Origin of the sequence: Mesorhizobium sp. B2-4-17, assembly GCF_006441275.1 — a bacterium.
Taxonomy (GTDB): Bacteria; Pseudomonadota; Alphaproteobacteria; order Rhizobiales; family Rhizobiaceae; genus Mesorhizobium.
In genome coordinates this window covers 15060-40702 of sequence record NZ_VFUX01000037.1, presented here as the reverse complement: position 1 = coordinate 40702, position 25643 = coordinate 15060, and the positions used below count along the sequence as shown (strand labels likewise).

Annotated in this window: 23 protein-coding genes and 2 pseudogenes; 18 read left to right on the top strand and 7 right to left on the bottom strand. The window is 62.6% G+C overall.

Annotated elements, in window-relative coordinates:
- The first annotated feature begins 33 nt into the window (after positions 1–33).
- The 9 genes from FJ548_RS25075 to FJ548_RS25035 all read left to right on the top strand — a co-directional run bounded on the left by FJ548_RS25075 (position 34) and on the right by FJ548_RS25035 (position 3936).
- On the top strand, positions 34–591 hold the full coding sequence (locus tag FJ548_RS25075; RefSeq protein ID WP_140779247.1) for a metallophosphoesterase: 558 nt from the start codon (positions 34–36) through the stop codon (positions 589–591).
- Positions 588–1349 (top strand): metallophosphoesterase, encoded by a 762-nt coding sequence (locus FJ548_RS25070; protein ID WP_140779246.1) that lies wholly within the window; start codon positions 588–590, stop codon positions 1347–1349. Before FJ548_RS25075 ends, FJ548_RS25070 begins: the two co-directional genes overlap by 4 nt.
- A gap of 108 nt (positions 1350–1457) precedes the next feature.
- A complete protein-coding gene (locus FJ548_RS25065; protein WP_140779245.1) occupies positions 1458–1736 on the top strand; it encodes a hypothetical protein in 279 nt (92 codons plus the stop codon).
- On the top strand, positions 1729–2193 hold the full coding sequence (locus tag FJ548_RS25060; protein WP_140779244.1) for a hypothetical protein: 465 nt from the start codon (positions 1729–1731) through the stop codon (positions 2191–2193). The genes FJ548_RS25065 and FJ548_RS25060 overlap by 8 nt, the downstream gene beginning before the upstream one ends.
- A complete protein-coding gene (locus FJ548_RS25055; RefSeq protein ID WP_140779243.1) occupies positions 2190–2528 on the top strand; it encodes a hypothetical protein in 339 nt (112 codons plus the stop codon). Before FJ548_RS25060 ends, FJ548_RS25055 begins: the two co-directional genes overlap by 4 nt.
- Entirely contained in the window at positions 2521–2907 is a 387-nt protein-coding gene (locus FJ548_RS25050) for a hypothetical protein (protein ID WP_140779242.1), read from the top strand. Before FJ548_RS25055 ends, FJ548_RS25050 begins: the two co-directional genes overlap by 8 nt.
- Positions 2900–3121: a hypothetical protein gene (locus tag FJ548_RS25045; protein WP_140779241.1), complete on the top strand. Its 222-nt coding sequence runs from the start codon at positions 2900–2902 to the stop codon at positions 3119–3121. Before FJ548_RS25050 ends, FJ548_RS25045 begins: the two co-directional genes overlap by 8 nt.
- A gap of 268 nt (positions 3122–3389) precedes the next feature.
- Positions 3390–3683 (top strand): hypothetical protein, encoded by a 294-nt coding sequence (locus FJ548_RS25040; RefSeq protein WP_140779240.1) that lies wholly within the window; start codon positions 3390–3392, stop codon positions 3681–3683.
- Between the two features lie 7 nt (positions 3684–3690).
- The gene (locus tag FJ548_RS25035; protein WP_140779239.1) at positions 3691–3936 is read left to right on the top strand and encodes a DUF982 domain-containing protein; all 246 of its coding nucleotides are present in this window, start codon (positions 3691–3693) and stop codon (positions 3934–3936) included.
- Here the strand turns inward: FJ548_RS25035 and FJ548_RS25030 are convergent, their stop codons facing one another.
- Entirely contained in the window at positions 3937–5553 is a 1617-nt protein-coding gene (locus FJ548_RS25030) for a hypothetical protein (protein ID WP_140779238.1), read from the bottom strand.
- Between the two features lie 721 nt (positions 5554–6274).
- Between FJ548_RS25030 and FJ548_RS25025 the strand changes: the two genes are divergently transcribed.
- From FJ548_RS25025 to FJ548_RS25000, 7 genes are all read left to right on the top strand, one after another.
- The gene (locus FJ548_RS25025; RefSeq protein WP_140607096.1) at positions 6275–6877 is read left to right on the top strand and encodes an ANTAR domain-containing response regulator; all 603 of its coding nucleotides are present in this window, start codon (positions 6275–6277) and stop codon (positions 6875–6877) included.
- Between the two features lie 2 nt (positions 6878–6879).
- Positions 6880–8118, top strand: a complete 1239-nt coding sequence (locus tag FJ548_RS25020) for a CmpA/NrtA family ABC transporter substrate-binding protein (protein WP_181168901.1) — start codon at positions 6880–6882, stop codon at positions 8116–8118.
- 356 nt (positions 8119–8474) lie between these two features.
- Positions 8475–8648, top strand: a complete 174-nt coding sequence (locus tag FJ548_RS30015) for a hypothetical protein (RefSeq protein ID WP_181168902.1) — start codon at positions 8475–8477, stop codon at positions 8646–8648.
- A 60-nt stretch (positions 8649–8708) separates the two neighbouring features.
- On the top strand, positions 8709–10010 hold the full coding sequence (locus tag FJ548_RS25015) for a nitrate/nitrite transporter (protein ID WP_140690123.1): 1302 nt from the start codon (positions 8709–8711) through the stop codon (positions 10008–10010).
- 19 nt (positions 10011–10029) lie between these two features.
- Complete coding sequence (nirB, locus tag FJ548_RS25010; RefSeq protein ID WP_140690126.1) at positions 10030–12480, top strand: nitrite reductase large subunit NirB; 2451 nt, start codon at positions 10030–10032, stop codon at positions 12478–12480.
- Positions 12481–12485: 5 nt separating this feature from the next.
- The gene (nirD, locus tag FJ548_RS25005) at positions 12486–12815 is read left to right on the top strand and encodes a nitrite reductase small subunit NirD (RefSeq protein ID WP_140690129.1); all 330 of its coding nucleotides are present in this window, start codon (positions 12486–12488) and stop codon (positions 12813–12815) included.
- A gap of 4 nt (positions 12816–12819) precedes the next feature.
- Complete coding sequence (locus tag FJ548_RS25000; protein ID WP_140779236.1) at positions 12820–15486, top strand: nitrate reductase; 2667 nt, start codon at positions 12820–12822, stop codon at positions 15484–15486.
- A 505-nt stretch (positions 15487–15991) separates the two neighbouring features.
- Here the strand turns inward: FJ548_RS25000 and FJ548_RS24995 are convergent.
- From FJ548_RS24995 to FJ548_RS24975, 5 genes are all read right to left on the bottom strand, one after another.
- A complete protein-coding gene (locus tag FJ548_RS24995; protein ID WP_140690133.1) occupies positions 15992–17299 on the bottom strand; it encodes a D-tagatose-bisphosphate aldolase, class II, non-catalytic subunit in 1308 nt (435 codons plus the stop codon).
- The gene (locus FJ548_RS24990; RefSeq protein WP_140779235.1) at positions 17296–18243 is read right to left on the bottom strand and encodes a sugar kinase; all 948 of its coding nucleotides are present in this window, start codon (positions 18241–18243) and stop codon (positions 17296–17298) included. The genes FJ548_RS24995 and FJ548_RS24990 overlap by 4 nt, the downstream gene beginning before the upstream one ends.
- Before the next feature lie 15 nt (positions 18244–18258).
- Positions 18259–19254: a ribose ABC transporter permease gene (locus FJ548_RS24985; RefSeq protein WP_140690139.1), complete on the bottom strand. Its 996-nt coding sequence runs from the start codon at positions 19252–19254 to the stop codon at positions 18259–18261.
- On the bottom strand, positions 19251–20795 hold the full coding sequence (locus FJ548_RS24980; RefSeq protein ID WP_246678761.1) for a sugar ABC transporter ATP-binding protein: 1545 nt from the start codon (positions 20793–20795) through the stop codon (positions 19251–19253). Before FJ548_RS24980 ends, FJ548_RS24985 begins: the two co-directional genes overlap by 4 nt.
- A 160-nt stretch (positions 20796–20955) precedes the next feature.
- On the bottom strand, positions 20956–21858 hold the full coding sequence (locus FJ548_RS24975; protein ID WP_140607106.1) for a substrate-binding domain-containing protein: 903 nt from the start codon (positions 21856–21858) through the stop codon (positions 20956–20958).
- 362 nt (positions 21859–22220) lie between these two features.
- Between FJ548_RS24975 and FJ548_RS24970 the strand changes: the two genes are divergently transcribed.
- Together FJ548_RS24970 and FJ548_RS24965 are read left to right on the top strand one after the other, a co-directional pair.
- The gene (locus tag FJ548_RS24970; RefSeq protein ID WP_140607107.1) at positions 22221–23252 is read left to right on the top strand and encodes a LacI family DNA-binding transcriptional regulator; all 1032 of its coding nucleotides are present in this window, start codon (positions 22221–22223) and stop codon (positions 23250–23252) included.
- Between the two features lie 205 nt (positions 23253–23457).
- Positions 23458–23737 (top strand): annotated as a pseudogene (locus FJ548_RS24965) (leucine zipper domain-containing protein); the annotation flags it as partial.
- Positions 23738–23949: 212 nt separating this feature from the next.
- Here FJ548_RS24965 and FJ548_RS24960 read toward each other — a convergent pair.
- A pseudogene (locus FJ548_RS24960) lies at positions 23950–25601 on the bottom strand (ABC transporter substrate-binding protein).
- Positions 25602–25643: the final 42 nt, after the last annotated feature.

The window sequence follows — 25643 nt, the reverse complement described above, 5'->3', positions numbered from 1 at the left end:
CGTCGCTGCTTATCGTTTCGAGAGGAATCCATCATGGCATACGTCACCAAATACTACACCGCAGATACCCATTTCGGACATCAGCTGATGCTGTCCGAGACGGCATGCTCCCGTCCGTTCGACGACACCAGGGCAATGGACGAAGCCCTGATCGCTAACTGGAACGATGTCGTGAAGAAGGACGACACCGTCTATCACCTCGGCGATTTCAGCTTCGGCCTCCATGATGGCGACCGGGTGCGTGGCATCTTCAGCCGTCTCGCCGGCCGCAAGTTTCTCGTCCTTGGAAATCATGACTACAAGCACCAGAACGAGGTCCACCCGGTCATCGCGGGACTCGGCTGGGAGCAGCCGCCGTGCCAGCAGCTCGAGACCAACGACGAGGGCCAGCGTGTCTTTATGAGCCACTACGCCTGTCGCACGTGGCCGGGCATCCGGAAGAACGGATGGCATTTCTACGGCCACAACCACGGCGACCTGCCGCCGCTGGGGCGCAGCCGCGACGTCGGGGTCGACTGCGATGACGTCGGGTTCAGCCCGCGGACGTTCAAGCAACTGACCTCCGGCATGGTTCCGGAGTACGTGGCATGAAGATTTGGGTGATCTCTGACCTGCACCTCGAATTCGGAGAAGGCTTCAAGCCCGCCTTCCCGGAGGCGGACGTCTGCATCGCTGCCGGCGACATCATGCAAGGCGTTGGCAACAGCATCAGGTGGCTGGACCGCATGGTGGCCACGGCGATGCCCGTGATCTTCGTCGCTGGCAACCACGAATTCTACGGCCACTCCGTAATGGAAGGAATTGAGTGGGGCCGCGTGCACGCCGCCGAATGCCCGAACGTGCATTTCCTCAACGACGAGGCCGTCGAGATCGGCGGCGTGCGTTTCCTGGGTGCGACCCTGTGGACGGACTTCGCGCTCGACGGCGACGCTGCCTGGGCGGCCGCGAATTTCGAAGGCAGGCTGAACGACAGCAAACAGATCGCATGGAGGATGTGGCCTGCCCGCGAAGGTTTCGGCGCGCTGCGTGCGAAGCAGTTGCACATCCAGAGCAAGCGCTTCCTGCGGCAACAGCTTGCAGACGGGTTCGACGGGCCGACCGTCGTCGTGACGCACCATGCGCCGCATCCGCTGTCGGTCCACCCGCGGTGGAAAGGCAGCAGCCTGAATCCTTCGTTCGCCTCGGATTTGAACGAGATGATGGAGCTCTGGAAGCCCGCTCTGTGGGTCCACGGACACGTCCACGATTCCTTCGACTACCGGGTCAGGGACACGCGGGTCCTGTGCAACCCGAAGGGATACGGCAACGAGAATCCGGGTTTTAACCCTGGCTTGGTCGTGGAGGTCTAGACGGTAATGGAAGCGGACTGGAACAAAATCGAGCGGCGGGTCGAGCTGGCGGCCTTCCATTTCGGAAAGGTCGCGGGAGTCAGCACTCCCGACGCCTAGGTGACGGAAATGGCTCTGCGCCACACCCTCCAGTGTGGCTGGCGCGAGCTCGCCGACGCTCTCTCCGCACTGCGGGACCTGCACCGCGAAGGCGCTGGGTTCAGCCTCCTTTCCTACGATTCCCGGAGGGCTTTCCTTGCTGTGAGGGCGCTTGAGTACGAGGACATGATCGCGCCGTCAGACGTGGACCCCGTCACGCTTGTGGAGGCCATCGCCGCGGCAGGGGTTTTCGCCGAGTCCCTGCGGGAGGACTTCGAGCGGATCAGGAAGGAGATCGAGAATGCATGAGTGGGACACGGACGAGTATCGCGCGGCACAGCGGGCAGCATACGAGGCCATCAAGGCCCGGCACCCGGACCTCGTGACCAGGGGCTTCGGCTGCTACGCGGGGTGGCTCCCCATCCTCGCTCGCTTTTTCGACACGGTCGCGGAGGTCCTCGCTGACGCTCCGGGGGTCGGATTTCAGTTGTCGCAAGTGAAGGAGAAATTCGGCGGGCTCCGCATCTACTACGTCGTGCCTCGCCGCCCGCTGCCTCGGACGCTCGACACACAGGCCGTCCGCGAGGCCGACGCTCACCGAAAAATCTCAGAGGCCTACGAGCGAGCCGAGCAAGAGGCGAACCGGACTTGCGACGTCTGCGGCAAGGCTGGCGTGCTTCGCGTCCGAAACGGCTGGTTCGCGACCCGGTGCGAAGAGCACGCGGACGGCACGGTTCCCGTCGCACCGAAAGGAGAGATGGGATGACCGACGAGGACGAAGATTTTCTGAAAGCGATCCATCAATCGGTCCAGCGTCGGCTGTCGTATGAACTCGAACTCCCGCAGGGCGCGGAGTTCGAGGTCCTTGCCTACGCCCCGATCCTCTGGAGCGGATGGGAATGCGATTCCGCCGCGGCTCTCTACCGCATCTTGCCGGACGGGGAGCCGCGGCTCTATGTCCTGGACGGCGTGCACACCCCGCGGTCCAGGTTGCTGGAGGCGCTGGAGGAGCGCCTGACGGCCTACGAGAGGGCCATCGCCAACACCAAGGCCTTCATCGCGAAGGCCCGCAAGGCACAGGGTGAGCACGACGATGGCTAACCGACATTTTTTCGACACACTGACGCTCGACCTCCTACGCTGGCTGAGCGAGACCGGACAGCCGACTGACGGCGTCGAGGTGATTGCCACCGTTCCGCTCCTGTCGTCGGGAGACGCGCCGGAATACGCGGTGGTCCTGTGGCGTGACAGAAGCGGTCAGGCTCATGTCTGGACGGCGTGGCAATACCGCGATCCGTGGGACGCGGCCGAAGCCCTGCGGGTCCTGGAAGCCCGCGCCGACGGCTACGAAAGGCTCGCCCGCGAAACCCGGGATTTCGTCAGGCAGGCGCGGACCGAACTCGCGCTCTCGATTCTGGACCACGCTCCGGATGTGCCGCCGGAGCCGGGCGACGAGATTGCAGAGGACCCCGATGCTTGATTTCTCCATCCTGACCCGAGAGCCACGCCGCTGGCTGTGCACCTCCTGCGATGCTGAGGGCCGCGGCCAAGAAACTGATGCCTGCCCGTACTGCGGAAGCGACGCCGTATGGGGGTCGGCGGAGTACGGCACGGACCTGCGGACGATGCGGGAGATCGCGTGCGAGCTGGTGGAAATGGTCGACGACATCCGCCGCTGGAGCTACCTGCAATGAGCGCGTGGGTCTGCTGGGCATGCCGGGCGCACGGCGAAAGCGACGTCGACGTCTGCCCGAAGTGCGGTCCTGGCACGGCCCGCCTGACTGTCTGGCTATGTTGCGAATGCCGGATGGAAGGCACTGGCCAACGTCCGGACGTGTGCCCCGCCTGCGGGTGTCACGACAGCTGGTATCAGGCGACGACGGACCCCGACGACCCACGCCCGGCGAAGGCCTTGTTCGACGAGATGATGGACGGCATTTTCAGCCCTTCCAGGAGGAAGCATTGACCGACGAAACTGCCCCGGAAGGCTGGCCCATGGACACGGACGAAGAGGTCCTCCGAACCGCACTGGCCCGTGCCATCGCGAGAGTAATGCGAGAGCTGGGCGATGCAGTCTCCGAAGCTCCCGGGATGACGGGACTGCCCCAGATAGCGCTGGAAGAGATCGTCGCCGGCCGCGGCGATATGATCGCGTTCTTTGATCTGATGAAAGCGGCCGCTGCCCTCGGCTGGTCCATCCACCTGAGCATCATTAAAGTTGATGGAGGGTCCCTGTCCCTCTCGATTGAAGGCTAGTTTTCCGATGGCTCTCCACTGGTTTGCCCCTCCGGTCTACATCAAAGCCCTTCAACCCGGCGCGACATCGGGCATCAGCCATGTCGAAGGTGCCTCCCAGGAACTCCTCCGGTTCACCAAGAAGGGGCCTCACTGGAACAAGGCCATTAGGGTTTGCATGGCTGCCCTGGCTGAACAGGCGACACCCCAAGAGGTCCGCAGATGCTTCCGGCTGGCCGCAAAGGAAGAGGGCATCCTGCGCGAGAATGCGTGATCATGCCGCCACTTCAGCTTCAGCCGCAGTCGCTTTCTGCCTGTAGTACTCATCAAGAACGGCGTCGGTCCAGAGCAGCATGGCCTCAGATTTCAGTTCGATGAATTGGGATTCATTGCCGTAGGCCATGGCGGTGATCTTCGCCGTTCGCTGGCGGAGGAAATCGGCGCGCTGCCGTTCTGTCGCCGAGGCCTTCAGACCTTCCTTGTTAGTCACTTCGTGAGCCAGGATCGCTGACGCAGCGCCAGGTATTTTCTTGCCGACCATGAACGCCGTCAGCGTCCGGCGAGGATCGTGAAGGCTCCACCACGGGATACCTGCTTCTGCCATCAGGTCTCGCCGCTCGGTGCGGACTGGCATGCCCCAAGGCGTGCCATCGTTTCGAAGCCGCGGCGGCTTCTCCTCCTTTGTTTTCTGGATCAGGGCATCCCTTGCTGAGAGCCGATACAGAATGCGGTAGACACCGGACACGCTAGCATGCACGTCGTCTTTAACTTCGCTCGGAAATGCCCAATCGTCTGACTTGCCGCGGAGGTTCCAGTCACGAAAGCCGTCAATGAATTTCCACGCGCGCTCGGGGATCGGCAGCACGAAAGACTGCCCGGCTTTCATGACATCTTTGTCCCACGCAGCGAGCATCCAGCCTGTCCCGGGGCGCTCGGCATCCTCGACGACATCGTGAGAACGGAGAGACATCCCCGCGCTGGCGCGCTGCACCGTCAGCACAAGCCACCACAAACCTGCCAACGCCCCTGCCCTGACGCCTTCTTTCATGATCGCCCTGCCTGGCAGTGGCTTGTTCAGGTACTCTTCGGCGATCACCAGCGTCCGCACCATCTCCTCGATCGTCGGCATGCGGTCACGCACAGGGTCCTTATAGAGCGCGGCGACTAGCCGCCACCAAGGACGGTCAAGTTTGCCGAGGCCGCTCTCACCTTTGTGATGGACGGCGCAATGGTCGAGCACGCTGCGGACATGCGTGACGAACTTGTTGCATGGCCTCACGCCCTTCTGGCCCTTCGCCAGGGCCTCGTTCATCACCTCGTTTCGGACGCGCTCGATGTCGCTGTCGGTGACAATAACCGCGGCCGTATCAAGAACCGTCTGAAAGCATGGCCGCTTCATCGTGACCCGAAGATCGGCCGCCTGCGCTTCCCCGAAACTGTTCTTGGCGTTGGGGGCGAGCTTGTCTGAGATCGTTTTATTAAAGCACTCGCGCAGGGTCCAGGTCGTCGCGTCCGGCTTCAGGCTCTCCAGCGCCTGATCGTGCGTCTGCCCGGCGTGGCGGTGCACGAGGTAGGCGTCGACTTTTTCGGGGTCCGACTTGAGCAGCGCCTTGACCTGTCCACCCAGCTCCCTCGCCTTCTCCGGAGCCGTGAGCGGCCATTCGTGCTTGGGGTAGACGTAGCCGATCGTCTTCGTATGAGTGGACGTCTTCACGGCCCACGAGACGATGCCGCTCGCCGAGATAAGACGGAGGCCTTTCAGGGACAGGTCCGAAATGACGGTCAGTCCATCAGCAGGCCTGCCCGCCTGCCTCGCCTTGGCGACCTTCTCGGCCGCTGCTGCGGCGCGCGCGACCTCGGTTGCAGTGATGTACGCCTTCGTCGTCGCCATGATTTCCCTAAAATGATGTCAGAACTCCACACCACTCCTACACCACTACCAAATCTGTTTACAAGGCCGCATGGTGCCTACAGATAATCGTTCAACATTGAACTTCATTCATCTCAAATGTTGACAAATGCCTTTGTTTTCATTATGTTAACAGAGGGATTTGTCGACATAGCTAGCTCGGTAAACATTCTTTGCAGAAGCCAATGAGCGCGAGCAGAGGCATCATAATCCTGGGGTCGGGGGTTCAAGTCCCTCTCCCGCTACCAACCTACTTATAAGCTATTTGAAACCACAATAAAAACATGAGCCTTTGGTGGCGCCCTGTCCGAAAAATCTTCAATGATTTCAGGGCCGAGCCTGCTACCTTGTGGTGCCAACGAACGTCGCAAATGCGCCCGAAGCGGTCTTTGCAGAGCAGATGTTCTGATGTCGCCTTTGGGCCGGAAGCGGACTTGCAGCTTCAAAGCTCGGAATGTCGAAAGCGGACCTTCATGTACCCTTGGAGCGTCGACGTGAATTGACCCAGAGCGGCCGCCGCCCCTCAGCGAGGCTGACCGTCGTACAAGGCGTTGAGTCCCCGCGTTCAATAGCGCGCACGGAACGAGCAAGCAGCGCCAAGAGCCGTCGTTCTCGAAAGGCAACAACGAGAGACCGCTTCGGCGCATTGCTGACATCGCGCTATCCCGCATTGCACAATTTCGCAGCTTGGCGATATTGAGGCATGGTCCGATCCTCGCTCACCGTCCTGGTCATCGACGAAAACCGCATCCGAGCCTCGATCATCGAGGCCGGCTTGCGCGAGGCCGGGCATGAGCGGGTCACCGTCATCCATGATGTCGTCGGCATTGCGCGGCACATCGCCGAGATCGAGCCGGATGTCATCGTCATCGACCTCGAAAACCCGAACCGTGACATGCTGGAGAACATGTTCCAGCTGTCGCGCGCGGTGAAGCGGCCGATCGCCATGTTCGTCGACCGTTCCGACCAGGCCTCGATCGAAGCGGCGGTCGAGGCGGGCGTATCGGCCTATGTCGTCGATGGCCTCAGGCAGGAGCGCGTCAAGCCGATCCTCGACATGGCGGTGAGCCGCTTCAACGCCTTCTCGCGCATGGCGCGCGAGCTGGAAGAAGCGCGCAGCGAACTCGAGAACCGCAAGCTGATCGACCGCGCCAAGGGCATATTGATGAAGTCGCGCGGCCTGACGGAGGAGGCCGCCTACACGCTGCTTCGCAAGACAGCGATGAACCAGAATCGCAAGATCAGCGAGATCGCCCAGAGCCTGGTGACAGCCGCAGGGCTGCTGGGACCGGCGGAGGACGAATGAGCATGGGCGCTGCGTACCAGATCACCGCCGGCTTCATGCCGCTTTTCGACAGCGCCGTGCTGGTGGCGGCCGGCGAGCTCGGCTTTGCCGCGCGCGAGGGCATAGACCTGACGCTGCATCGCGAGACCTCCTGGGCCAACATCCGTGACCGCATCGCCATCGGCCATTTCGATGTCGCCCATATGCTGGGGCCGATGCCGCTCGCCTGCAATCTCGGACTGAGCCCGCTCGCTTCCGAGACCATAGTGCCCTTCTCGCTGGGGCTTGGCGGCAATTGCGTCACTATTGCCAACGCCGTCTGGGCCGGCATGGCGGCGCATGGCGCCGTATCGGATCTCGATCCGGCACGCGCCGGAGCAGCACTCGGCGCCTTTATCCGCGAGCGCGCGGCCGCTGGCCGCGAGCCGCTTCGCTTCGCCGTCGTGCACCCGCATTCGGGACACAATTACGAACTGCGCTACTGGCTTGCCGCCTGTGGCGTCGATCCCCGGCGCGAGATCGAAATCGTCATCGTGCCACCGCCTTTCATGGCCGACGCGTTGGCCACTGGGCGCATTGACGGCTACTGCGTCGGTGAGCCCTGGAACAGCGCCGCGGTTGCCGCCGGCACCGGCCATATCGTCACCGTCAAGGCGCAGATATGGCGCAACAGCCCGGAAAAGGTGCTTGGCGCGCGCAAGGCCTGGGCGGAGCAAAATCCCGAGGCACTGGCCGCACTTTTGCGCGCGCTGCATCACGCGGCGCGCTGGTGCCAGGCCCCGGCAAACCATGGCGAATTGGCCGCTGTGATGGCGCAGCCGGGCTTCCTCGGCCTGCCGCCGGCGGTGCAGATGCCGGTTCTGACCGGCCATCTCCCGTTGGGCGGCGGCGCCGAGCGGCGTGTCGAGGACTTCTTCGTGCCCTTTGACAAGGCGGCGAACTTTCCCTGGAAGAGCCATGCGCTGTGGTTCTACACACAGATGGTGCGCTGGGGGCAGTCGGCGCATACGCCGCAAAACCTGGCCATTGCCCGCGACTGCTACCGGCCCGACCTCTACCGCGCGGCGCTGAAGCCGCTCGGCGTGGCGCTGCCCGGCGCCAACGCCAAGGTCGAGGGCGCGCTGAAGGCCGCGACGCCGGTCGGTTCGGCAGGGGCGAGCCTCGTGCTCGGCCCCGACGGTTTCTTCGATGGCCAGATCTTCGATCCCGACGAGATCGAAGACTACATTGCAAGCCAAAGGTCGGCTCCGTCGCAGGCCTGATCATTTCCGTGGCATTCTTGTGCATTGCACAAAAATTGTGCGCTTGATTGCGCCATTGACCAATGTTTGAACTGCATACCGCGTCGGCAGAAACGTTAGCCGTGACCGATTGTCATTGATTCTACAGAGTTTTTTCATCCCAACAGAAACTGGCACGGTTCCTGCTTTGAACTAGCCGAGCCCTTCTTGGGCAAAGTAATCGGCGTCCAATGGCGGGCGCCACAGGCAAAGCTGCCGCTCAGGTCACGACGCGATCCCGGATGTACGGACGCGCGAGGCCTGGCCGGCAGCTTTTTTGTTTTGGACCCGAACACGCAATCGACGGTGCCGACCCAAGCGGCGGCCGGCCGGAGACAATGATGACCAAACGGATCGGAATAACATCTTTCAAGGATTTCGCCCGCCGCGACTTCCTGCTGAGCAGCGCGCTGACGGCCGCGCTCGTTGCTGCGGCGCTGTTTCTGTTTCCCAATGAGCCCAAAACCACGGTCACGCGCCCCGTAGTGACTGCACAAGCCCCGTCGCGCTGACCGCGCGCTTCTCATCAACGCAATGCGCGGCGCCTCCCACGCCGCAAACCGGAGCCGACGATGACCGCAAATCTCCCAGCCACCTCCAGCCAGGACAACACCCCGCGGCAAGCACTCGTGATGTCCACCATCGCCTTCACCGTCTGCTTCGCGGTGTGGACGATCTTTTCCATCATCGGCGTGCGCATAAAACAGGAGCTCGGACTGAACGAGACGGAATTCGGCCTGCTGGTCGGTACGCCGATCCTCACCGGCTCGCTGGTGCGCATGGTGCTCGGCGTGTGGACCGACCGCTTTGGCGGGCGGCTTGTCTATACCGCAACCATGCTTGCGGCGGCGGTTGCAACCTTCCTGCTCGCCTTTGCGCATACTTATGGGCAGATGCTGGTCGCGGCGCTCGGCGTCGGGCTCGCGGGCGGGTCTTTTGCCGTCGGTGTCGCCTATGTCTCGCGGTTCTTCCCGTCCGGCAAGCAGGGCACCGCGCTCGGCATTTTCGGTGTCGGCAACGTCGGCGCCGCAGTCACCAAATTCCTAGCGCCGTTCGTCCTGCTCGCCTGGGGTTGGCAGTCGGTGGCGCTGATCTGGGCGGCGGCACTCGTCGTCATGGCGGCCATCTTCTGGTTCACGACCGGCGACGATCCGGTCATCCGTGAGCGCCGTGCCGGCAAGGCAGCAGCTGTGAGAGGTTTCTGGCAGGAATTTGCCCCGCTGAAGAACCTGCAGGTCTGGCGCTTCGCCTTCTACTACTTCTTCTCCTTCGGCGCGTTCGTCGCGCTGTCGCTGTGGCTGCCGCGTTATCTGATCGGCGTCTACGGCTTCGGCATCGCCACCGCCGGCATGATCGGCGCAGCCTATTCCATCCCTGCGAGCGTCTTCCGCGCCTATGGCGGCGTGCTCTCCGACCGCATCGGCGCGCGCACCGTGCTCTACTGGACCTTTACCGTGTGTGCCGTCGCCACCCTCGTTCTGTCTCTCCCCTCGGCAGACTATGTGGTGCGCGGCATCAGCGGGCCGATCACCTTCCATTTCGAGATCGGCCCGCTCGCCTTCATCGCCGTCGCCAGCGTGCTCGGCTTCTTCATGAGCCTCGGCAAGGCCGCAGTCTACAAGCACATCCCCGCCTACTATCCGCAGAGTGTCGGCGCGGTCGGCGGCGTTGTCGGCATGATCGGCGGGCTCGGCGGCTTCATCCTGCCGATCGCCTTCGGTGCGCTGAACGATCTTACCGGTGTCTGGTCGAGCTGCTTCATGCTGCTCTTCGTGATCGTCGTCTCCTGCCTGGCCTGGATGCACGTCAGCATCCGGCGCATGGAGCGCGCGGCGGCCGCCAACGCTCCAGACCTTTCCTACGCGGCAGAGTGACAGCGGAGCGGATCAGGACATGACCGAGAAACTCGTCATCATCGGCAACGGCATGGCCCCCGGGCGCATGCTGGAGCACCTCCTGGAAAAGGCCCAGGGCCGTTACCAGGTCACCATCTTCAACGCCGAGCCCCGGGTGAACTACGATCGCATCATGCTGTCGCCGGTTCTGTCGGGCGAAAAGGCCTATGAGGAAATCATCATCCATGGCGACGGCTGGTACATCAAGAACGGCATCACCCTCTACAAGGGCCACCGAATCGTCACCATCGACCGCCCGGCGAGGACCGTCACTTCGGACCATGGCGTCATCGAGCCCTATGACAAGCTCGTCATCGCCACCGGCTCGGTGCCGTTCATCATTCCGGTGCCCGGGCACAACCTACCGGGCGTGCTGACCTATCGCGACCTCGACGATGTCCGGGCGATGATGCTGGCCGCACAGTCGCGGGCCAAGGCGGTGGTTATCGGCGGCGGCCTGCTGGGGCTGGAGGCAGCAGCCGGCCTCAACGCACAGGGCATGGATGTCACAGTGCTGCATGTCATGCCGACGCTGATGGAGCGCCAGCTCGATCCCGCCGCCGGCTATCTCCTGCAGCGCGCGGTCGAAGAGCGCGGCATCAAGGTCATCACCAAGGCCAACACGCAATCGATCACGGGCAACGGCAAGGTCGAGCAGGTCGAGCTCGCCGACGGCACCATCATTCCGGCGACATTGGTGGTGATGGCTGTCGGCATCCGGCCGAATGCGGCGATCGCCAAGGAGGCGGGCATTGCCATCAATCGCGGCATCGTCGTCGATGCCGGGATGCGCAGCAACGACCCCGACATCTACGCCATCGGCGAATGCGCCGAGGTCAACGGCATGGTCTACGGGCTGGTGGCGCCGCTCTATGAGATGGCGCGCGTCGCAGCCTCCCAGCTTGCCGGCGACGAGACCGCCGCCTTCGTCCACATGGACACGCCGACCAAGCTCAAGGTCACCGGCATCGAGCTGTTCTCGCTCGGCGACTTCGCCGACGGCGACGACCGCCAGGAGATCGTGCTGCGCGATGCATCGGCCGGCGTCTACAAACGCCTGGTGCTGAAGGATGACCGCATCATCGGCACAGTGCTTTACGGTGAGACAGCCGATGGCGCCTGGTTCAACGATCTCAAGAAGAAGCAGACCGACATATCGGAGATGCGCGACACGTTGATCTTCGGCCAGTCCTACCAGGGGGGTGCCCCGCTGGACCCTATGGCGGCCGTTGCAGCCTTGCCGGATGATGCGGAAATCTGCGGCTGCAACGGCGTTTGTAAAAGCAAGATCACCACAGCGATTATGGCCAAGGGCCTGACCTCGCTCGACGATGTGCGCGCCCACACCAAGGCGTCGGCGTCCTGCGGCTCCTGCACCGGGCTGGTCGAGAAGCTGATGGTGCTGACCATCGGCGACAAATACAACCCGGCAGCCGTGCAGCCCATGTGCTCCTGCACCACGCTCGGTCACGACGAAGTGCGTCGGCTGATCAAGGCAAAGCACCTCAAGACCATTCCGGCCGTCATGCAGGAGCTGGAGTGGCAGACCTCCTGCGGCTGCGCCAAGTGTCGGCCGGCGCTCAACTACTATCTCGTCTGTGACTGGCCAAGCGACTATGCCGACGACTACCAGTCGCGCTTCATCAACGAGCGCGTCCACGCCAACATCCAGAAGGACGGCACCTATTCGGTCGTGCCGCGCATGTGGGGCGGTGTGACCAATGCTGCGGAACTGCGCGCCATCGCCGATGTCGTCGACAAATTCGAGATCCCTATGGTCAAGGTCACGGGCGGCCAACGCATCGACATACTGGGCATCCGCAAGGAGGACCTGCCGGCGGTATGGGCCGATCTCGGCCAGGCTGGCTTCGTGTCCGGTCATGCCTATGCCAAGGGCCTGCGCACGGTGAAGACCTGCGTCGGTTCCGACTGGTGCCGTTTCGGCACGCAGGATTCGACAGGGCTCGGCATCCGCATCGAAAAATTCATGTGGGGTTCGTGGACGCCGGCCAAGGTCAAGATGGCGGTGTCGGGCTGTCCGAGGAATTGCGCCGAGGCGACCTGCAAGGATGTCGGCGTCATCTGCGTCGACAGTGGCTACGAGATCCATTTTGCTGGTGCGGCCGGCCTCGACATCAAGGGCACCGAAGTGCTCGGCCTGGTCAGGACCGAGGACGAAGCGCTGCAGCATATCGTGGCGCTGACGCAGATGTACCGCGAGCAGGGCCGCTATCTCGAGCGCATCTACAAATGGGCCAAGCGCATCGGCATCGCCGAGATCAAGCGCCAGATCATGGACGATGCGGACAAGCGCCAGGCCTTCTACGAGCGCTTCGTCTTTTCCCAGAAATTCGCCCAGGTCGATCCGTGGTCGGAGCGCGTCTCCGGCAAGGACAAGCACGAATTCCGGCCGATGGCTTCGGTTGGATTTGCCCAGGCGGCGGAGTGACAATCATGGAGTGGATCGCTATCGGCACGCTCTCCGACATCCCGCGCCGCGGCGCGCGCTGTGTCGCGACGCCACAAGGCAAGATTGCCGTCTTTCGCACCGCAGACGACGCGGTCTTCGCCATCGACGACCATTGCCCACACAAGGGCGGGCCGCTGAGCCAAGGCATCGTGCATGGCGCGGCGGTAACCTGTCCCTTGCACAATTGGGTGATCTCGCTGGAGACAGGCAAGGCGCTCGGCGCCGACGAGGGCGCGGTGCGCACTATCCAGGTGAAGACCGAGGACGGACAGTTGTTCATCGCGCTGGCAGCGCTGGCGAGCCGCGCGGCCTGAACCCATGGAAATCGACGCAGCGCGCGAGGTGAGTACCACTTGCCCCTATTGCGGGGTGGGTTGCGGCGTGCTGGCGAAGGTCGCCACGGATGGACAAGTCACCGTCCGTGGCGACCCCGACCATCCCGCTAATTTCGGCAGGCTCTGTTCCAAGGGCTCCGCACTGGCCGAGACCATTGGCCTCGACGACAGGCTGCTCCATCCCGAAATCCACGGCCGGCGCGCGGGCTGGGATGAAGCACTCAACCTTGTCGCCTCGACCTTTTCGCAAACCGTCGCTGAGCATGGTCCTGATGCGGTCGCCTTCTATGTCTCGGGCCAGTTGCTGACCGAGGATTATTACCTCGCCAACAAGCTGATGAAAGGCTTCATCGGCTCGGCCAACATCGACACCAATTCACGCCTCTGCATGGCCTCCTCCGTCGCCGGCCACCGCCGCGCCTTCGGCGCCGACACCGTGCCCGGCACCTACGAGGATCTCGAACTCGCCGACCTGATCGTTCTGGTCGGCTCCAACCTCGCCTGGTGCCATCCCGTGCTCTACCAGCGCATTGCCGCGGCGCGGGAAAAGCGGCCTGACATGAAGATCGTGCTGGTCGATCCGCGCCGCACCATGACCTCCGATATCGCCGACATGCATCTGGCCATCGCGCCGGATGGTGACGTCGCGTTGTTCACCGGGCTGCTTGCTCATCTCGGCCAGCAAAATTCGCTGGACCGCGCCTACATCACCACGCACACGACCGGCTTCGGGCAGGCGCTTTTCGCGGCCTCGGCGCTCGACCTTGCCGCCGTCGCCGCCGCCACGGGCCTGAGCGAGGAAGAGCTCGTCCGTTTCTACAGCCTGTTCGCCGCGACGCAGAAGACCGTCACTGTCTACAGCCAGGGCGTCAATCAGTCGACGTCGGGCACCGACAAGGTCAACGCCATCATCAACTGCCATCTTGCCACCGGCCGCATCGGCAAGCCGGGGACAGGACCGTTCTCGGTGACCGGCCAGCCCAATGCCATGGGCGGCCGCGAAGTTGGCGGCCTGGCCAATATGCTCGCTGCTCATATGGAGATCGAAAACCCCGAGCATCGTGAGCGGGTGCGGCGTTTCTGGAAGGCGCCCGCCGTCGCCCACAAACCCGGCCTGAAGGCGGTCGACATGTTCGAGGCGGTGGCCGACGGGCGCATCAAGGCACTGTGGATCATGGCCACCAACCCGGTCGATTCCATGCCGGATGCCGATGCCGTCGAAGCCGCGATCAAGGCATGCCCATTCGTCGTGGTTTCGGATGTGTTGGCAGAGACCGACACAGTGCGTCACGCCCATGTATCCCTGCCGGCCACCGCCTGGGGCGAAAAGGACGGTACGGTCACCAATTCCGAACGCCGCATCTCGCGCCAGCGCGCTTTTTTAGCCGCGCCCGGCGAGGCGCGGTCGGATTGGCGGATTATCGTCGAGGTGGCGAAACGGATGGGTTTTGACGAGGCGTTTTCGCATGAGACCCCGGCGGAAGTTTTTGTCGAACATGCCGCGCTGTCGGCGTTCGAAAATGATGGCGAGCGTGATTTCGATATCGGCGCTTATGCTGCGATCGATGTTGAGGACTACGATGCGCTAGCGCCATTTCAATGGCCAACGCCGCGCCAAAGCACTCAAACCAGCACACGTTTCTTCACCAACGGCAATTTCTACACCCCCGACCGCAAAGCGCGCTTCATCGCTATTCGCGCCGCGACGGAAGTCCGCACCACCGCCGACTACCCGCTCATCCTCAACACTGGCCGCATCCGCGACCACTGGCACACCATGACGCGGACGGGTAAAAGCCCGCGCCTGTCACAGCACATCGCCGAGCCGTTTGTCGAAATCCATCCCGCGGATGCGCTGCACCACGGCTTCGGCGACGCCGATATCGTGCGGATTTCCAGCCCGCGCGGCGAAGTGCTGGTCCGTGCCCTGATCACGCCCCGCCAGCGCCAGGGCAGCGTCTTCGCGCCGATGCACTGGACCGACCAGTTCGCTGCTAGGGGCCGGCTCGACGCACTCATCGCGCCGCTCACTGACCCAATCTCAGGCCAGCCGGCGCTAAAACACGTCGCGGCCCGCATCGAGAAATTTGCCGCCAAGGTCTTTGGTTTTGCCGTGACACGGCAACGACCCGAAGCGATCAGTGCCGACTATTGGGCAGCAGCCCGCTGCAAGGGCGGATGGCGGGTCGAACTGGCCTTTGCCGACGCCGCTGCCGACTGGACTGCCTTCGCCGGGTCACTCTTCGATGCCCCCTTGGCCGAAATGCTCGCCTATCACGACCGGGACGCCGGCCAGCACCGCATCGCCGCCTTCGACGGTGAGCGCCTCGTGGGCGCCTTTTTCGTCGCGCCCGCTCCGGTCGCGGTGTCGCGCAGCTGGGCTGTTGAACAATTGGAAGCGACCCACGCCAGCCAGCGCGACCGCTTCACGATCGTCGCCGGCCGCGCCGGTGTCGAACGGCCCGATGCCGGTGCCACCGTCTGCTCCTGTTTCAACATCGGAGCCAACCAGATCGTTGCAGCGGTGGCGGCCGGTTGCACCACCGTCGAAGCCATCGGCGGGGCGCTGAAGGCCGGCACCAATTGCGGCTCCTGCCGTGCAGAGATTCGTGTCATCCTCGGGGCAGCAAGATTTCAGGCAGCGGAGTGAGAGTTGCTGGATGCTGCCAACTGTCGGTGGCGAGTGGTCGGTTGCGAAGCAAGTTAGGCAAATGCTGCTCCTGCGACATCTCGACCTCCAGAGTGGCCACCAAAATTGTCTGCTTTGGGCAATAGGCACAGTCGCCCTTACGACCGACATGCTGAAGGGTTTCGGGTGCCGTCAGGCGTACGAAAGCCTCTCATGCAGGAACCCGCGGGCCACAGTTGATGGCTATGGGGATTTTAGTTTGCGGCTGATGTCGGCGATGGCGTGACCGCCCCCGTTAGGCGACGCGGTGGACACGGATGGACCGCTCAGTGAAGCCTCCGCACAGCCTTGTAGCCTCTGCGCGCTGGGACAGCCGGGCATCGAGGCAACTACCGTCAGATACGCGCCATTGTCACGACACGGGCCGACGAAGTCTGTCGCTTGATCGCGCATCCTATGCGCGCTCCGCTATCAACGCTTCGCCGATATCCGCAAGCGAGGCATTCGACCTTTGATGTCCCTCCGGCTATGGCCGACTAGATAAGACCTTTGCAGTTGGTGATGACGCGTGGTTGTAACTGCGCACAACGTTGCGCACCGCTTCCACCATTAGCGCTTTTGGAGTCGCTTTCACCTTGCCCGCCGCAACCGCGGGATAGAGCGTGCCGAGATACTGGCTGATCAGCGTCTCGGGGATTGGGCGGCCGTCCAGCCGCTGAAGCAGGGCGTCGACCGCGGCCAATGCCTGCGGATGGGGCCAGTAATAGCGGATGCGGTCGCTGTAGGAGAAATGGCGCTGCAGGCGCTGTTCCTGCGCATCGCCATGATAGTATTTATCCCAGTTCCTGGGCTCGGCCAGCAACAGCCGTTCCATCTTGCCGCGCAGAGTTTCCTCCTCCGGCAGACGGTCCAGGAAGGCCGCGATCTGGTCGAGGCCATAGAGCGCCTCGCGCAGCGCAAAGGTCAGGCCGGGGCCAACCTTGAGGATCGCGAAGCCGTCGCGAACCAAAGCGGAAAGCGCCTCCTGCGGCTGATAATCGGTCGAATGTGCCTCGAAGACGAATTGCGGCATCTGCTTGAGGACGCCGCGCAAGGCGACAGCCTTGGCACCGTCGTAGACGACGACATTCTCGTTGCCGAATTCGACGCCCGGCTGCACCACCGCGCCGATGGCGCGCGAGAAGGCATCCTGTAGCCCGAGCGCGGCGAAGGCCCTGCGGTGAACCTCGATGGTTTCGAGCGCGGCTTCCGGCTTGGTAAGTTCCAGGTGATCGAGCGCCTCCATCGCCCCACCGGGGATCGGCACCTCGGTGCCGACGATGTAGACCGGCAGGTCGTAGCCGGCTTCGGCCGCCGCCCTTTCGGCGACCTTCGCCAGGCGCGCGGCGCGCACGGCGGTCAGGGCGTCGGGCAGCGCCACCGGCTCACCCGCGCAACCCATCGACGTGTCGAGATGGATCTTCGTAAAGCCTGCCCGCACAAAGGCATCCATCATGACTTCGGCGCGCTGCATCGCTTCCTCGGCCGGGAGATGCTTCCATGGGTTAGGCCCCAGGTGATCGCCTCCTAGAATCAGGCGCCCGGCGTCAAATCCCAGCCGAGCGGCAATGGCCTCGACGAAACGGCGGAAGTCGGCGGGCGTCATGCCGGTATAACCGCCTTCCTGGTTGACCTGATTGCAGGTGGCTTCGATCAGCACCGGTGAGCCGGTCGCGATTCCCTCCAGGAGAGCGGCCTCCACGACGAGCGGATGCGCGGAACAGATCGAGGTGATGCCGCTACGCTGTCCGCTCGCGTGGCGTGCGGGCAGGCCGCTCAGGATGTCGGTGCTCATGCCGGAACTCCATGCTCGTTCAGAAACGCTTCGATTTCGCCCATGGTGGACGTGCCTTCCATCGGCCCTTTGACACTTACCGCCCGCGCGCCGGTGGCGTTGGCGATGATCAACGCCTTGCGCGGTTCCATGCCGCGCAGCCAGCACGTCACAAAGGCCGCGCCAAAACTGTCGCCGGCGCCGGTCGGGTCGACTTCCTCCACCTTGAACGCCGGAGCGAAGGCTTCGCCAGACCTGTCGAAGTAGCTGGCGCCCTGCGCGCCACGCTTGACCACCACGGCCTTGATGCCGCGGTCGAGCAGGTCCGCGACCGCGGCCTTCTCGTCGGTCGATTTGGTAAGAAGGAAGATTTCCTGGCCGCTCGGCATGAACAGGTCGGTATTCTCCAGCGCATGGGCGAGTGCTTCACGCATGCCGGGCAGTTCGAGCATTTCCTTGCGGATGTTGGGGTCGAAGGAAACCGTGCCGCCCTTGGCCTTGATGCGCGAGGTGGTCTCGAAGATGGCGGTGACGATGCCGTCGAAGAACAGCGCCGAGCCCATGATATGCAGGTGGTCGGCGCTGTCGATGAGCCTTTCCGCCTCCGACGTGAGGCCGATGGCGCTGCAGGCGCTGTGGCGGATGTTGTAGATGAAGTCGCGATTACCGTCCGGCCGGTAGCGCACGAAGGCGCTGCCGGTGGCCGCGGTTGGATGGATGCCGATGGCCGAGACATCGACGCCGTCACGGCGCAAACGCTCGACGTTGAGCGTGCCGAAATCGTCCTTGCCGACAGTGCTGACGATGCCGCAGGGTTGGCCGAGCTTCGCCGCCTGATCGATGAAGATCGCCGGCGCGCCGGAGGCGAAGGGACCGACGAGCTGAATCGGGGCGGTGAAGCCATGGCCCGACTCGACGGCCATGATCTCGACGAGGATCTCGCCTATCGTGATAATCTTCTTCATGTTTGTTTCACCCGATCACGTTCTGACGGACTTGCTGCGCACATCGAGCCAGACGGCTACGAGAATGACAACGCCCTTGACGATGAGCTGGAAGAAGTAAGGGACCGACAACATGTTCATGCCGTTGTTGATGACCCCGATGATGAGAGCGCCGAGAATGGTGCCGATCATCGTGCCGACGCCGCCGGCAAGCGAGGTGCCACCCAGGACCACGGCGGCGATGGCGTCGAGCTCGTAGCCCATGCCGGCGTTGGTCTGAGCCGAGGACAGGCGCGAGGAGAGAAGTATGCCGCTGATCGCGGCCATGACGCCCGAGATCATGAAGACGATGATCTTGACGCGGTCGACGCGGATGCCGGAATAGATCGCCGCCTCTCTGTTGCCGCCGGTCAGGTAGATCTGCCGCCCGAAGATCGACTTGGACAGCACGACGTGGTTGATCACGAACAGGACGGCCATGATCCAGATGATGATCGGGATGCCCAGCCAGCTGTCGGCGCCGATCGAGAGCCATGCCTCGTTGTCGATCATTGCCGGCGCGCCATTGGTCGGCAGGCTGACCGCGCCGCGGTAGATGCCCATCGTGGCTACCGTCACGATGAAGGATGGTAGCATAAGCTTGGCCGACAACGCGCCGTTGAGCGCGCCCATCAGCGCGCCGGCAGCCAAGGTCAGGAGCACCGTCGGCAGGAAACCGAAGCCCATGCCGAAGGCTTGCGCGGCCACCATGCCGGCGACGGCGATGATGGAGCCGATGGACAGGTCGATGTCGCCCAGCAGGATGACATAGGTCATGCCGTAGGCCGCGACCGCAATGACGGCCACCTGCTGCACGATATTCATGAAATTGTTGAAGGCCAGGAAGCGCGGGTTCAGCACCGAGAAGACGACGCAGAGCACGGCTAGAGAAATGATGATGCCGCCATATTGGCGCACCATCGGCGACCTTAGAAACGAGCGGCGGACCTCGGCATCCGCGGCCTTCTTCTGAATGTCTTGGACGTTGCTCATGCGTGCATCCCCGCTGCGTAGTTCATGACGGTTTCCGGTGTGAGGCCATCGGCTTCGAGCACGGCGGCCATTTGCTTGTTATGCATCACCACGACGCGGTCGCTGAGGCCCAGAACTTCAGGAAGCTCCGAGGAAACCATCAGGATCGCGGCGCCGTTGGCGGCAAGCTCGCGAATAATGCGGTAGATCTCGAATTTGGCGCCGACATCGACGCCGCGGGTCGGCTCGTCCAGGATCAGCACCCGCGGCTTGATCAAGAGCCATTTGGCCAGCACGATCTTCTGCTGGTTGCCACCGCTCAGCGAGCCGGCAATGGTGTCGATCGATGCGGTCTTGATGGCCAGGCGTCGCACCTCGCTCTTGGCGGCCTCGCGCTCGGCCGAACTGCGCATCAGGCCGAGCGGCCCCGCAAGCTGGCCGAGCGCCACCATGTTGATGTTGCGCTCCACGCTATGAGGCAGCACTAGGCCTTCTTCCTTGCGGTTCTCGGTCACGAAAGCGATGCCGTTGCGGATCGCCTCCGTCGGAGAGGCAAGCGCCAGCGGTTTGCCGTCAAGGACGATTTCGCCCTGCGGCTGGTACATGCCGAACAGAGCCTTCATGACATCGGAGCGGCCCGAGCCGACGAGGCCGAACAGACCGACGACTTCGCCGGGTTTGACGTCTATCGAGACATCCCGAAATTTGCCCGGAACGGTGAGGTTCCTGGTCGCCAGCATCGGAGGCGTTTCAGCAGCGGGACGCGGCGCCTGGCGCGGTGGGTAGATGTTGTTCATCTCGCGTCCGACCATCAGGGCGATCAGCCGGTCGATGCTGGTCTGGCTCTTCTCGGTGGTGGTCACATACTCGCCGTCTCGCACGACGGTGATGTCATCGGACAGCCGCATGATCTCTTCCATGCGATGCGAGATGTAGATGATGGCCTTGCCGCGCGCCTTCAGCCGGTCGATGATCGTGAACAGGATCTCGGCCTCGCTGTCCGAAAGCGACGAGGTCGGCTCATCGAGGATGATCACGTCGGCGGGCAGGCTGAGGCCCTTGGCGATCTCTACAAGCTGGCGCTGGGCGATCGAAAGGTCGCCGAGCTTGGCTCGTACGTCGACCGGCAGGCCGAGCTCGCGGATGAGCTGTTGGGCGGCCGCATTCAACTCGCGGTCGCGGATGAAGCCGAAATGGCTCGGCTCGTGGCTGGCGAAAATATTCTCCGCTACCGACAAGTTGCGGCAAAGGCTGAGTTCCTGGAAGACGATAGAAATGCCGTGCGCGCGGGCGTCGCGCGGGTTTTGCGGCACATAGGGTTTTCCGTTCAGGACGATGCTGCCTGACGTGGGCTTGAAGACGCCGGCAAGGATCTTCATCAGGGTGGACTTGCCGGCACCGTTTTCACCGAGCAACGTGTGCACGCGCCCACGCCGCACGGTCAGGTTCATACGCTTGAGCGCCACGATCGGGCCGAATGATTTCGCGATATCGCGAATTTCGAGCACCGTGTCGGCGGCACGCGACGTGTCGGCATCGGCATTTGGGTTGATGACTGTCACGAGTTGTTCCTCCTCTGCCTTGCGGCTCGCCCGCCGGTGACATGGCGAGCGGAACCACTTTTCCTTTCTCCAGGCGCGATGGTGCCGGCAATTGGCTGACCGGACCATCGCTCGGAGAAGGTAACGGCGACAAACCTCCCAGCCGCCGCCGTCGAACTGGCTACTTGGTTTCACCATCCTTGGTGACGACGCCCGGAACGATCGGCTGCTTGGCCGGAACGGTCTCGCCCTTGATCACCTTGGCCGCGGTCTCGACCGCGACCTTGCCCATCTCGTCCGGATATTGGGCGATGACGCCTACCATCACCGGGTCGTTCTTCACAGCGTTGCGGGCCTCTTCCATGCCGTCAAAGCCGATGACCTTGACCTGGGCCTCGAGCTTGGCCGCCTTGACGGCTGCCGCCGCGGCGAGGGCCGCATCGTCGCCGAAGCCGAAGATGCCGACGATGTCGGGATTGGCCTGCAGCATGTTCTGCGCGGCGGCCAGCGCTTCCGGACGGGTGATGCCTGGCTGGATCGCGACGATCTTGACGTCAGGGTGCTTCTCGAGGCCCTTCTTGAAGCCCTCGACGCGGTCCACCACCGATTGGACCGTCGGATAGTCGATGATGGCGACATTGCCCTTGTCGCCAATGGACTTCGCCATCAGCTCGGCCGCCTTTTCGCCGCCGGCGAAATTGTCGGTGCCGACGAAGGAAGTCACTTCCGCGGCATTGGCCGGGATGTCCACGGTGATGACCTTGATGCCTGCCTTCTCGGCCTTGGTGATGGCCGCGCGTACGCCTTTGCTGTCCACCGGGGAGATGATGATGACACTGACGCCCTTGGTGATGAAGTCCTCGACATCGGCAAGCTGCTTGCTGAGATCCTGATTGGCGATGGCGATTTCGAGCGGCACCTTCTCCGCATCGGCCTCCTTCTTCATCGCGTTGGCGAGTGAAATGTAGAACGGGTGCTGCTGGGTCAGAAGCGATGCGCCGATGCCGTCAGCGGAAGCGACGCCCGCCATCACGGCGAGGGCTGTCGCGGACAGAAGAATGCGGCCGAGCGTTTTACGAAACATGATTTCCTCCGAATGGAGCCGGTGCTGGCCGGCTCGTTGTTGATCTGAACATGAACGATGCGTTTCCCGCCTGCTTGCCGCCGCCAGGCGGCAACCTCCATGGCGAGAATTCAGCCCGGAACCCGAGCTGCGGCTTTAAATGTCATGCCTCCTTCTTCGTGTCAATTTATTTCTTTACACGCGATAAAAAATAAATTGATAGATGCACGAGAGATTACACGGCCTTTGCCGTTCTCGATCTGCCATGAGCGGGAATGATCGCTTCCCGATCGCTTTTATGGGTTGTCTTGGTAAAAAAATAAATTTACGCATGAAAAATCCTGTTCGCCCATTGCGGGCGTCTCAAGCGCGGGAAGTCGAACATGAGCGAGCCGAAGATCAGGACCATGGAAGAGTTTGCGACCGCCAGTGGTCTGTCGCGGCCGACGGTCTCGAAATATTTCGACAATCCCGATAGCGTGAAGCCGTCGACCCGGGCGCGGATCGAAAAGGCGCTGAAGGATTACGACTATCGACCGAACATCTTCGCTGTCAGCATGAACCGGAAGCAGCCGAAGAATATTGGCGTCATCGTTCCCCACATTTCCGATCCGTTCTACGCGGAGGTCGTTCGCCAGATCGAAATGCGCTGCCTTGCCGAAGGGTACTGGGCGATCGTTCTGTCCTCACATGGGGAACGCAAGCTGGAAGCCCGCGCGATGCGCACGCTGATGTCGCTCAATATTGCTGGTGTGCTTATGGCGCCGCTGGGTTTCGAGACGGACGCGACCCTATTGGCCAGCCTCGTGAATTCAGTGCCGATCGTGTTCCTCGACAATCGCGTCAATGCCGATCAACCGTTCGTCGGAACCGACAACCGACAGAGCATCGGCGACATTACCGAGTATCTGTGCCGCACGGGAGAGCATCCCTGTTTCCTGGAAATGCCGGCGGTCAATCAGAACGCGCTGGAGCGCCGGGCGGCGTATATCGCAACCATGGAGCGGCTCAAGATTGAGCCCATCATGCTGCCGATCCGAGCCGGGGGCTGGGATTTCGAGGAACTAGGCTACCGGGAAGCCGGCCGTATCCTTGACAGTGGCGGCTTCCCCACCCGGACGGTTCTATGCGCCAACGACCGCCTCGCTTTCGGCGTCATCGCCGCTGCCTACGAGCGCAAGCGGCCGGTCGGACGTGAAGAGGACGGCGGATTGCGCGTCGCGGGTCATGACGACCATCCACTGAGCCGCTTCACATGCCCGCCGCTGACGACAGTGGCGCAGGACTATCGGGGCATCGCCGCCGCCGGGGTTGACATGCTTTTCGCGCGGATCGGGGATGACCCTCAAGCGCTTGATGGCGGATCGGAAGTCATACGACTCGAAGCCAAGTTGATCATGCGCGGTTCCGCATAGACCGATCGGGTGTCGCATACTCCACCAGTCTCGTACAAACCTTCTGCTCCATTCGTGTTGTCGGCATCTGTCGCTCAGAGACCGCGCGATCAAGGTCGGCATGTCGGCGTCGCCCACCTCGTACTAGCTGTGAGCCTTCAGGAGGTTGTCTGTTCGGCCCCGACCAAGAAAACTGAGGAAGCTTCAGTGATTCTCGGAGGACCGACTGAACATCCACAAGAATGCCCGTCCGAAGCCGCTGCGTCGAGGAAATGGCCCGTGACGTTATTGGAGGCCGTCCTTCCAAAGCCGATGCGGCGCGGACATACGGGGTGACGGCGAAGGTGGTGGCGCGCTGGGTGGAGTGCTTCCGGATCGAGGGAAGCGCCGGCACGCTCGACCGTTCCTCGCGGCCCAAGACAAGCCCAGGGCGAACCGAAGCCGCGGTGGCGGATGCGATCATGGCGCTGCGCCGGCAGCGCGTGACCGGCAAGCACATCGCTATGCTTCATGCTCGATCAGCGTGGCCGCAGTTGAGACCCACGGCTGTGGTGGCTGGCATAGTTGGAGTGGTCAGTTCGGCCGGCCAAAAAATGACGGCTCCGATGGTTTTGGATGTTCCTCGGGGGGAAACATCCGTGACGACCGCGAAAATCTCCATCCGAAGAGGCAAATTCCGCGGCCGCCAGCTAGCCGTTTAGGCTGAGGCTTGAATGCGTCAGGCCTGTTCTAGCCAGACCTTCTGCAGATCCATCTGGAAGGTCGGGTGAATGGAATAGTTCTTCACCTTCTTGCTCATGTGATTGTAGAGCTTCTGCCAATAGGGTTGGATGATGATCCCCGAGTCCTGAATCATGGTCTCGATGTCCTTCATCACCTCACGCCGCTTCTCGGGGGCGCTCACCGACAGGGCCTCCTTGAGCTTCTTGTCGAACTCCGGATTGGAGTAACCCGTCTCGTTCCACGCCTCGCCGGTACGGAAGGCCAGTGCCAGAACCTGGACGCCAAGCGGACGCATGTACCAAACGGTCACGGAGTAAGGATACTTCGTCCAATCGTTCCAGAAGGTCGACCCGGGCATTACCCTGCGCTTGACCTTAATGCCCGCGTCGCGAAGCTGGGCGGCGATCGCATCCCCAGTGCTCTTGTTCCAATCATCGTCGACGGTGATCAATTCGTGCTCGAAATCCGCCTGACCCGCCTCCGCTATGAGTTTTTTCGCGCCAGCCCGTCGCGCGCTTTCTTAGGCAGAGGGTAGTATTCGGGGTGAATCGGGCTGACAAAATGGTTCTCGCCCACCGTGCCGCGCCCGGCATAGCCGAGTTGAAGCACAACGTTGTTGTCAACGGCCATCTGGAGCGCGTTGCGCACGCGCTTATCGTCATACGGCTTCTGCGTGACGTTGGTGCGGGCAACCAGGGTGGTCGCGGTCTGGATCTCCGTCTGGTGAAGTCCAAGCTTGTCTAAAATCTCGACATAGTCCGCTCCGGTTTCATTATTGAGGTCAACCTCACCGGACTCGAACGCACTCACCATTGCATTTGGATCGGTCCCGTAGTCGATGAACTCGACCCCGTCCAGCAGTGCTTCTCCGCCCCACCATTTTCCGCTCTCGCGCCGCTTCAGCACTGCCTTCTGGCCCACGTCGTAGGAGACGAGCTCGAATGCACCGGTTCCAATCGGCTTCGTGATCGGATTGGCGCCATCTGCGTCGAAATTCCTGTGCACGACCAAGGCCGGGTAGTCGGTGAGACCGGCAATGAGCGCGATATCCGGGTCGCTCGGCGAGAGCTTGACCGTATAGTCATCGACCTTGATAACGGCGCCCTCGCGCACCTTGCCCGTATTCGGGTCAACCAGGCTGTTGACACGTGCCGCCATCGAATTGCCCTCAGCCTTCTTGTCGCACCAGCGGCTGAAATTGTGGACGACATCGTCGGCATTGAATGGGTCGCCGTTGTTCCAGGTCACCCCCTTGCGGACATGAAGCAGGTATTCGGTGGCGTCGCTGTTGACTTCCCAACTCTCCAGAAGCACCGGTTCGAAAGTGAATTCGCGGGTGTAGCGGACCAGCGGCTCCAGCCAGGTGCGACTGATATTGGCCATCTCGACCCAATCATAGGTACGCGGGTCCTTCTGCTGCTTTACCACCATGGCAACGCGGAGCGTTCCGCCCTTCTTGCCTTCTGCGGCGAACGCGGGCACCGGCGCGGCCAGGCCGACCATGCCGTAAGCGACCGCGGTCGATGCGCCGAACGCACTAGCTATCGCAAGGAATTCGCGCCGGTCCATGTGGCCATCACGAACGTCCTTCGCCATGCGCGTGATCGCCTTTGGCACGCGGGTTCCTCCGCTTTTGAAAAACTTCATTTCGAGTGCTCCCTGTTGTTGATTTCTTGTCTCTCACGCATT

Excerpts from the sequence above, each read along its gene's own strand:
- FJ548_RS25065 (WP_140779245.1), top strand. The coding sequence starts at position 1,458 with ATGGCTCTGCGCCACACCCTCCAGTGTGGCTGGCGCGAGCTCGCCGAC.
- FJ548_RS24990 (WP_140779235.1), bottom strand. The coding sequence starts at position 18,243 with ATGAAGAAGATTATCACGATAGGCGAGATCCTCGTCGAGATCATGGCC.
- FJ548_RS30015 (WP_181168902.1), top strand. The coding sequence starts at position 8,475 with ATGATGACCAAACGGATCGGAATAACATCTTTCAAGGATTTCGCCCGC.
- FJ548_RS25050 (WP_140779242.1), top strand. The coding sequence starts at position 2,521 with ATGGCTAACCGACATTTTTTCGACACACTGACGCTCGACCTCCTACGC.
- FJ548_RS24975 (WP_140607106.1), bottom strand. The coding sequence starts at position 21,858 with ATGTTTCGTAAAACGCTCGGCCGCATTCTTCTGTCCGCGACAGCCCTC.
- FJ548_RS25035 (WP_140779239.1), top strand. The coding sequence starts at position 3,691 with ATGGCTCTCCACTGGTTTGCCCCTCCGGTCTACATCAAAGCCCTTCAA.
- FJ548_RS24985 (WP_140690139.1), bottom strand. The coding sequence starts at position 19,254 with ATGAGCAACGTCCAAGACATTCAGAAGAAGGCCGCGGATGCCGAGGTC.
- FJ548_RS25070 (WP_140779246.1), top strand. The coding sequence starts at position 588 with ATGAAGATTTGGGTGATCTCTGACCTGCACCTCGAATTCGGAGAAGGC.
- FJ548_RS25055 (WP_140779243.1), top strand. The coding sequence starts at position 2,190 with ATGACCGACGAGGACGAAGATTTTCTGAAAGCGATCCATCAATCGGTC.
- FJ548_RS25015 (WP_140690123.1), top strand. The coding sequence starts at position 8,709 with ATGACCGCAAATCTCCCAGCCACCTCCAGCCAGGACAACACCCCGCGG.
- FJ548_RS24995 (WP_140690133.1), bottom strand. The coding sequence starts at position 17,299 with ATGAGCACCGACATCCTGAGCGGCCTGCCCGCACGCCACGCGAGCGGA.
- FJ548_RS25030 (WP_140779238.1), bottom strand. The coding sequence starts at position 5,553 with ATGGCGACGACGAAGGCGTACATCACTGCAACCGAGGTCGCGCGCGCC.
- FJ548_RS24970 (WP_140607107.1), top strand. The coding sequence starts at position 22,221 with ATGAGCGAGCCGAAGATCAGGACCATGGAAGAGTTTGCGACCGCCAGT.
- FJ548_RS25045 (WP_140779241.1), top strand. The coding sequence starts at position 2,900 with ATGCTTGATTTCTCCATCCTGACCCGAGAGCCACGCCGCTGGCTGTGC.
- FJ548_RS25020 (WP_181168901.1), top strand. The coding sequence starts at position 6,880 with ATGGGCGCTGCGTACCAGATCACCGCCGGCTTCATGCCGCTTTTCGAC.
- nirD (WP_140690129.1), top strand. The coding sequence starts at position 12,486 with ATGGAGTGGATCGCTATCGGCACGCTCTCCGACATCCCGCGCCGCGGC.
- FJ548_RS25075 (WP_140779247.1), top strand. The coding sequence starts at position 34 with ATGGCATACGTCACCAAATACTACACCGCAGATACCCATTTCGGACAT.
- FJ548_RS25060 (WP_140779244.1), top strand. The coding sequence starts at position 1,729 with ATGCATGAGTGGGACACGGACGAGTATCGCGCGGCACAGCGGGCAGCA.
- FJ548_RS25000 (WP_140779236.1), top strand. The coding sequence starts at position 12,820 with ATGGAAATCGACGCAGCGCGCGAGGTGAGTACCACTTGCCCCTATTGC.
- nirB (WP_140690126.1), top strand. The coding sequence starts at position 10,030 with ATGACCGAGAAACTCGTCATCATCGGCAACGGCATGGCCCCCGGGCGC.
- FJ548_RS25025 (WP_140607096.1), top strand. The coding sequence starts at position 6,275 with ATGGTCCGATCCTCGCTCACCGTCCTGGTCATCGACGAAAACCGCATC.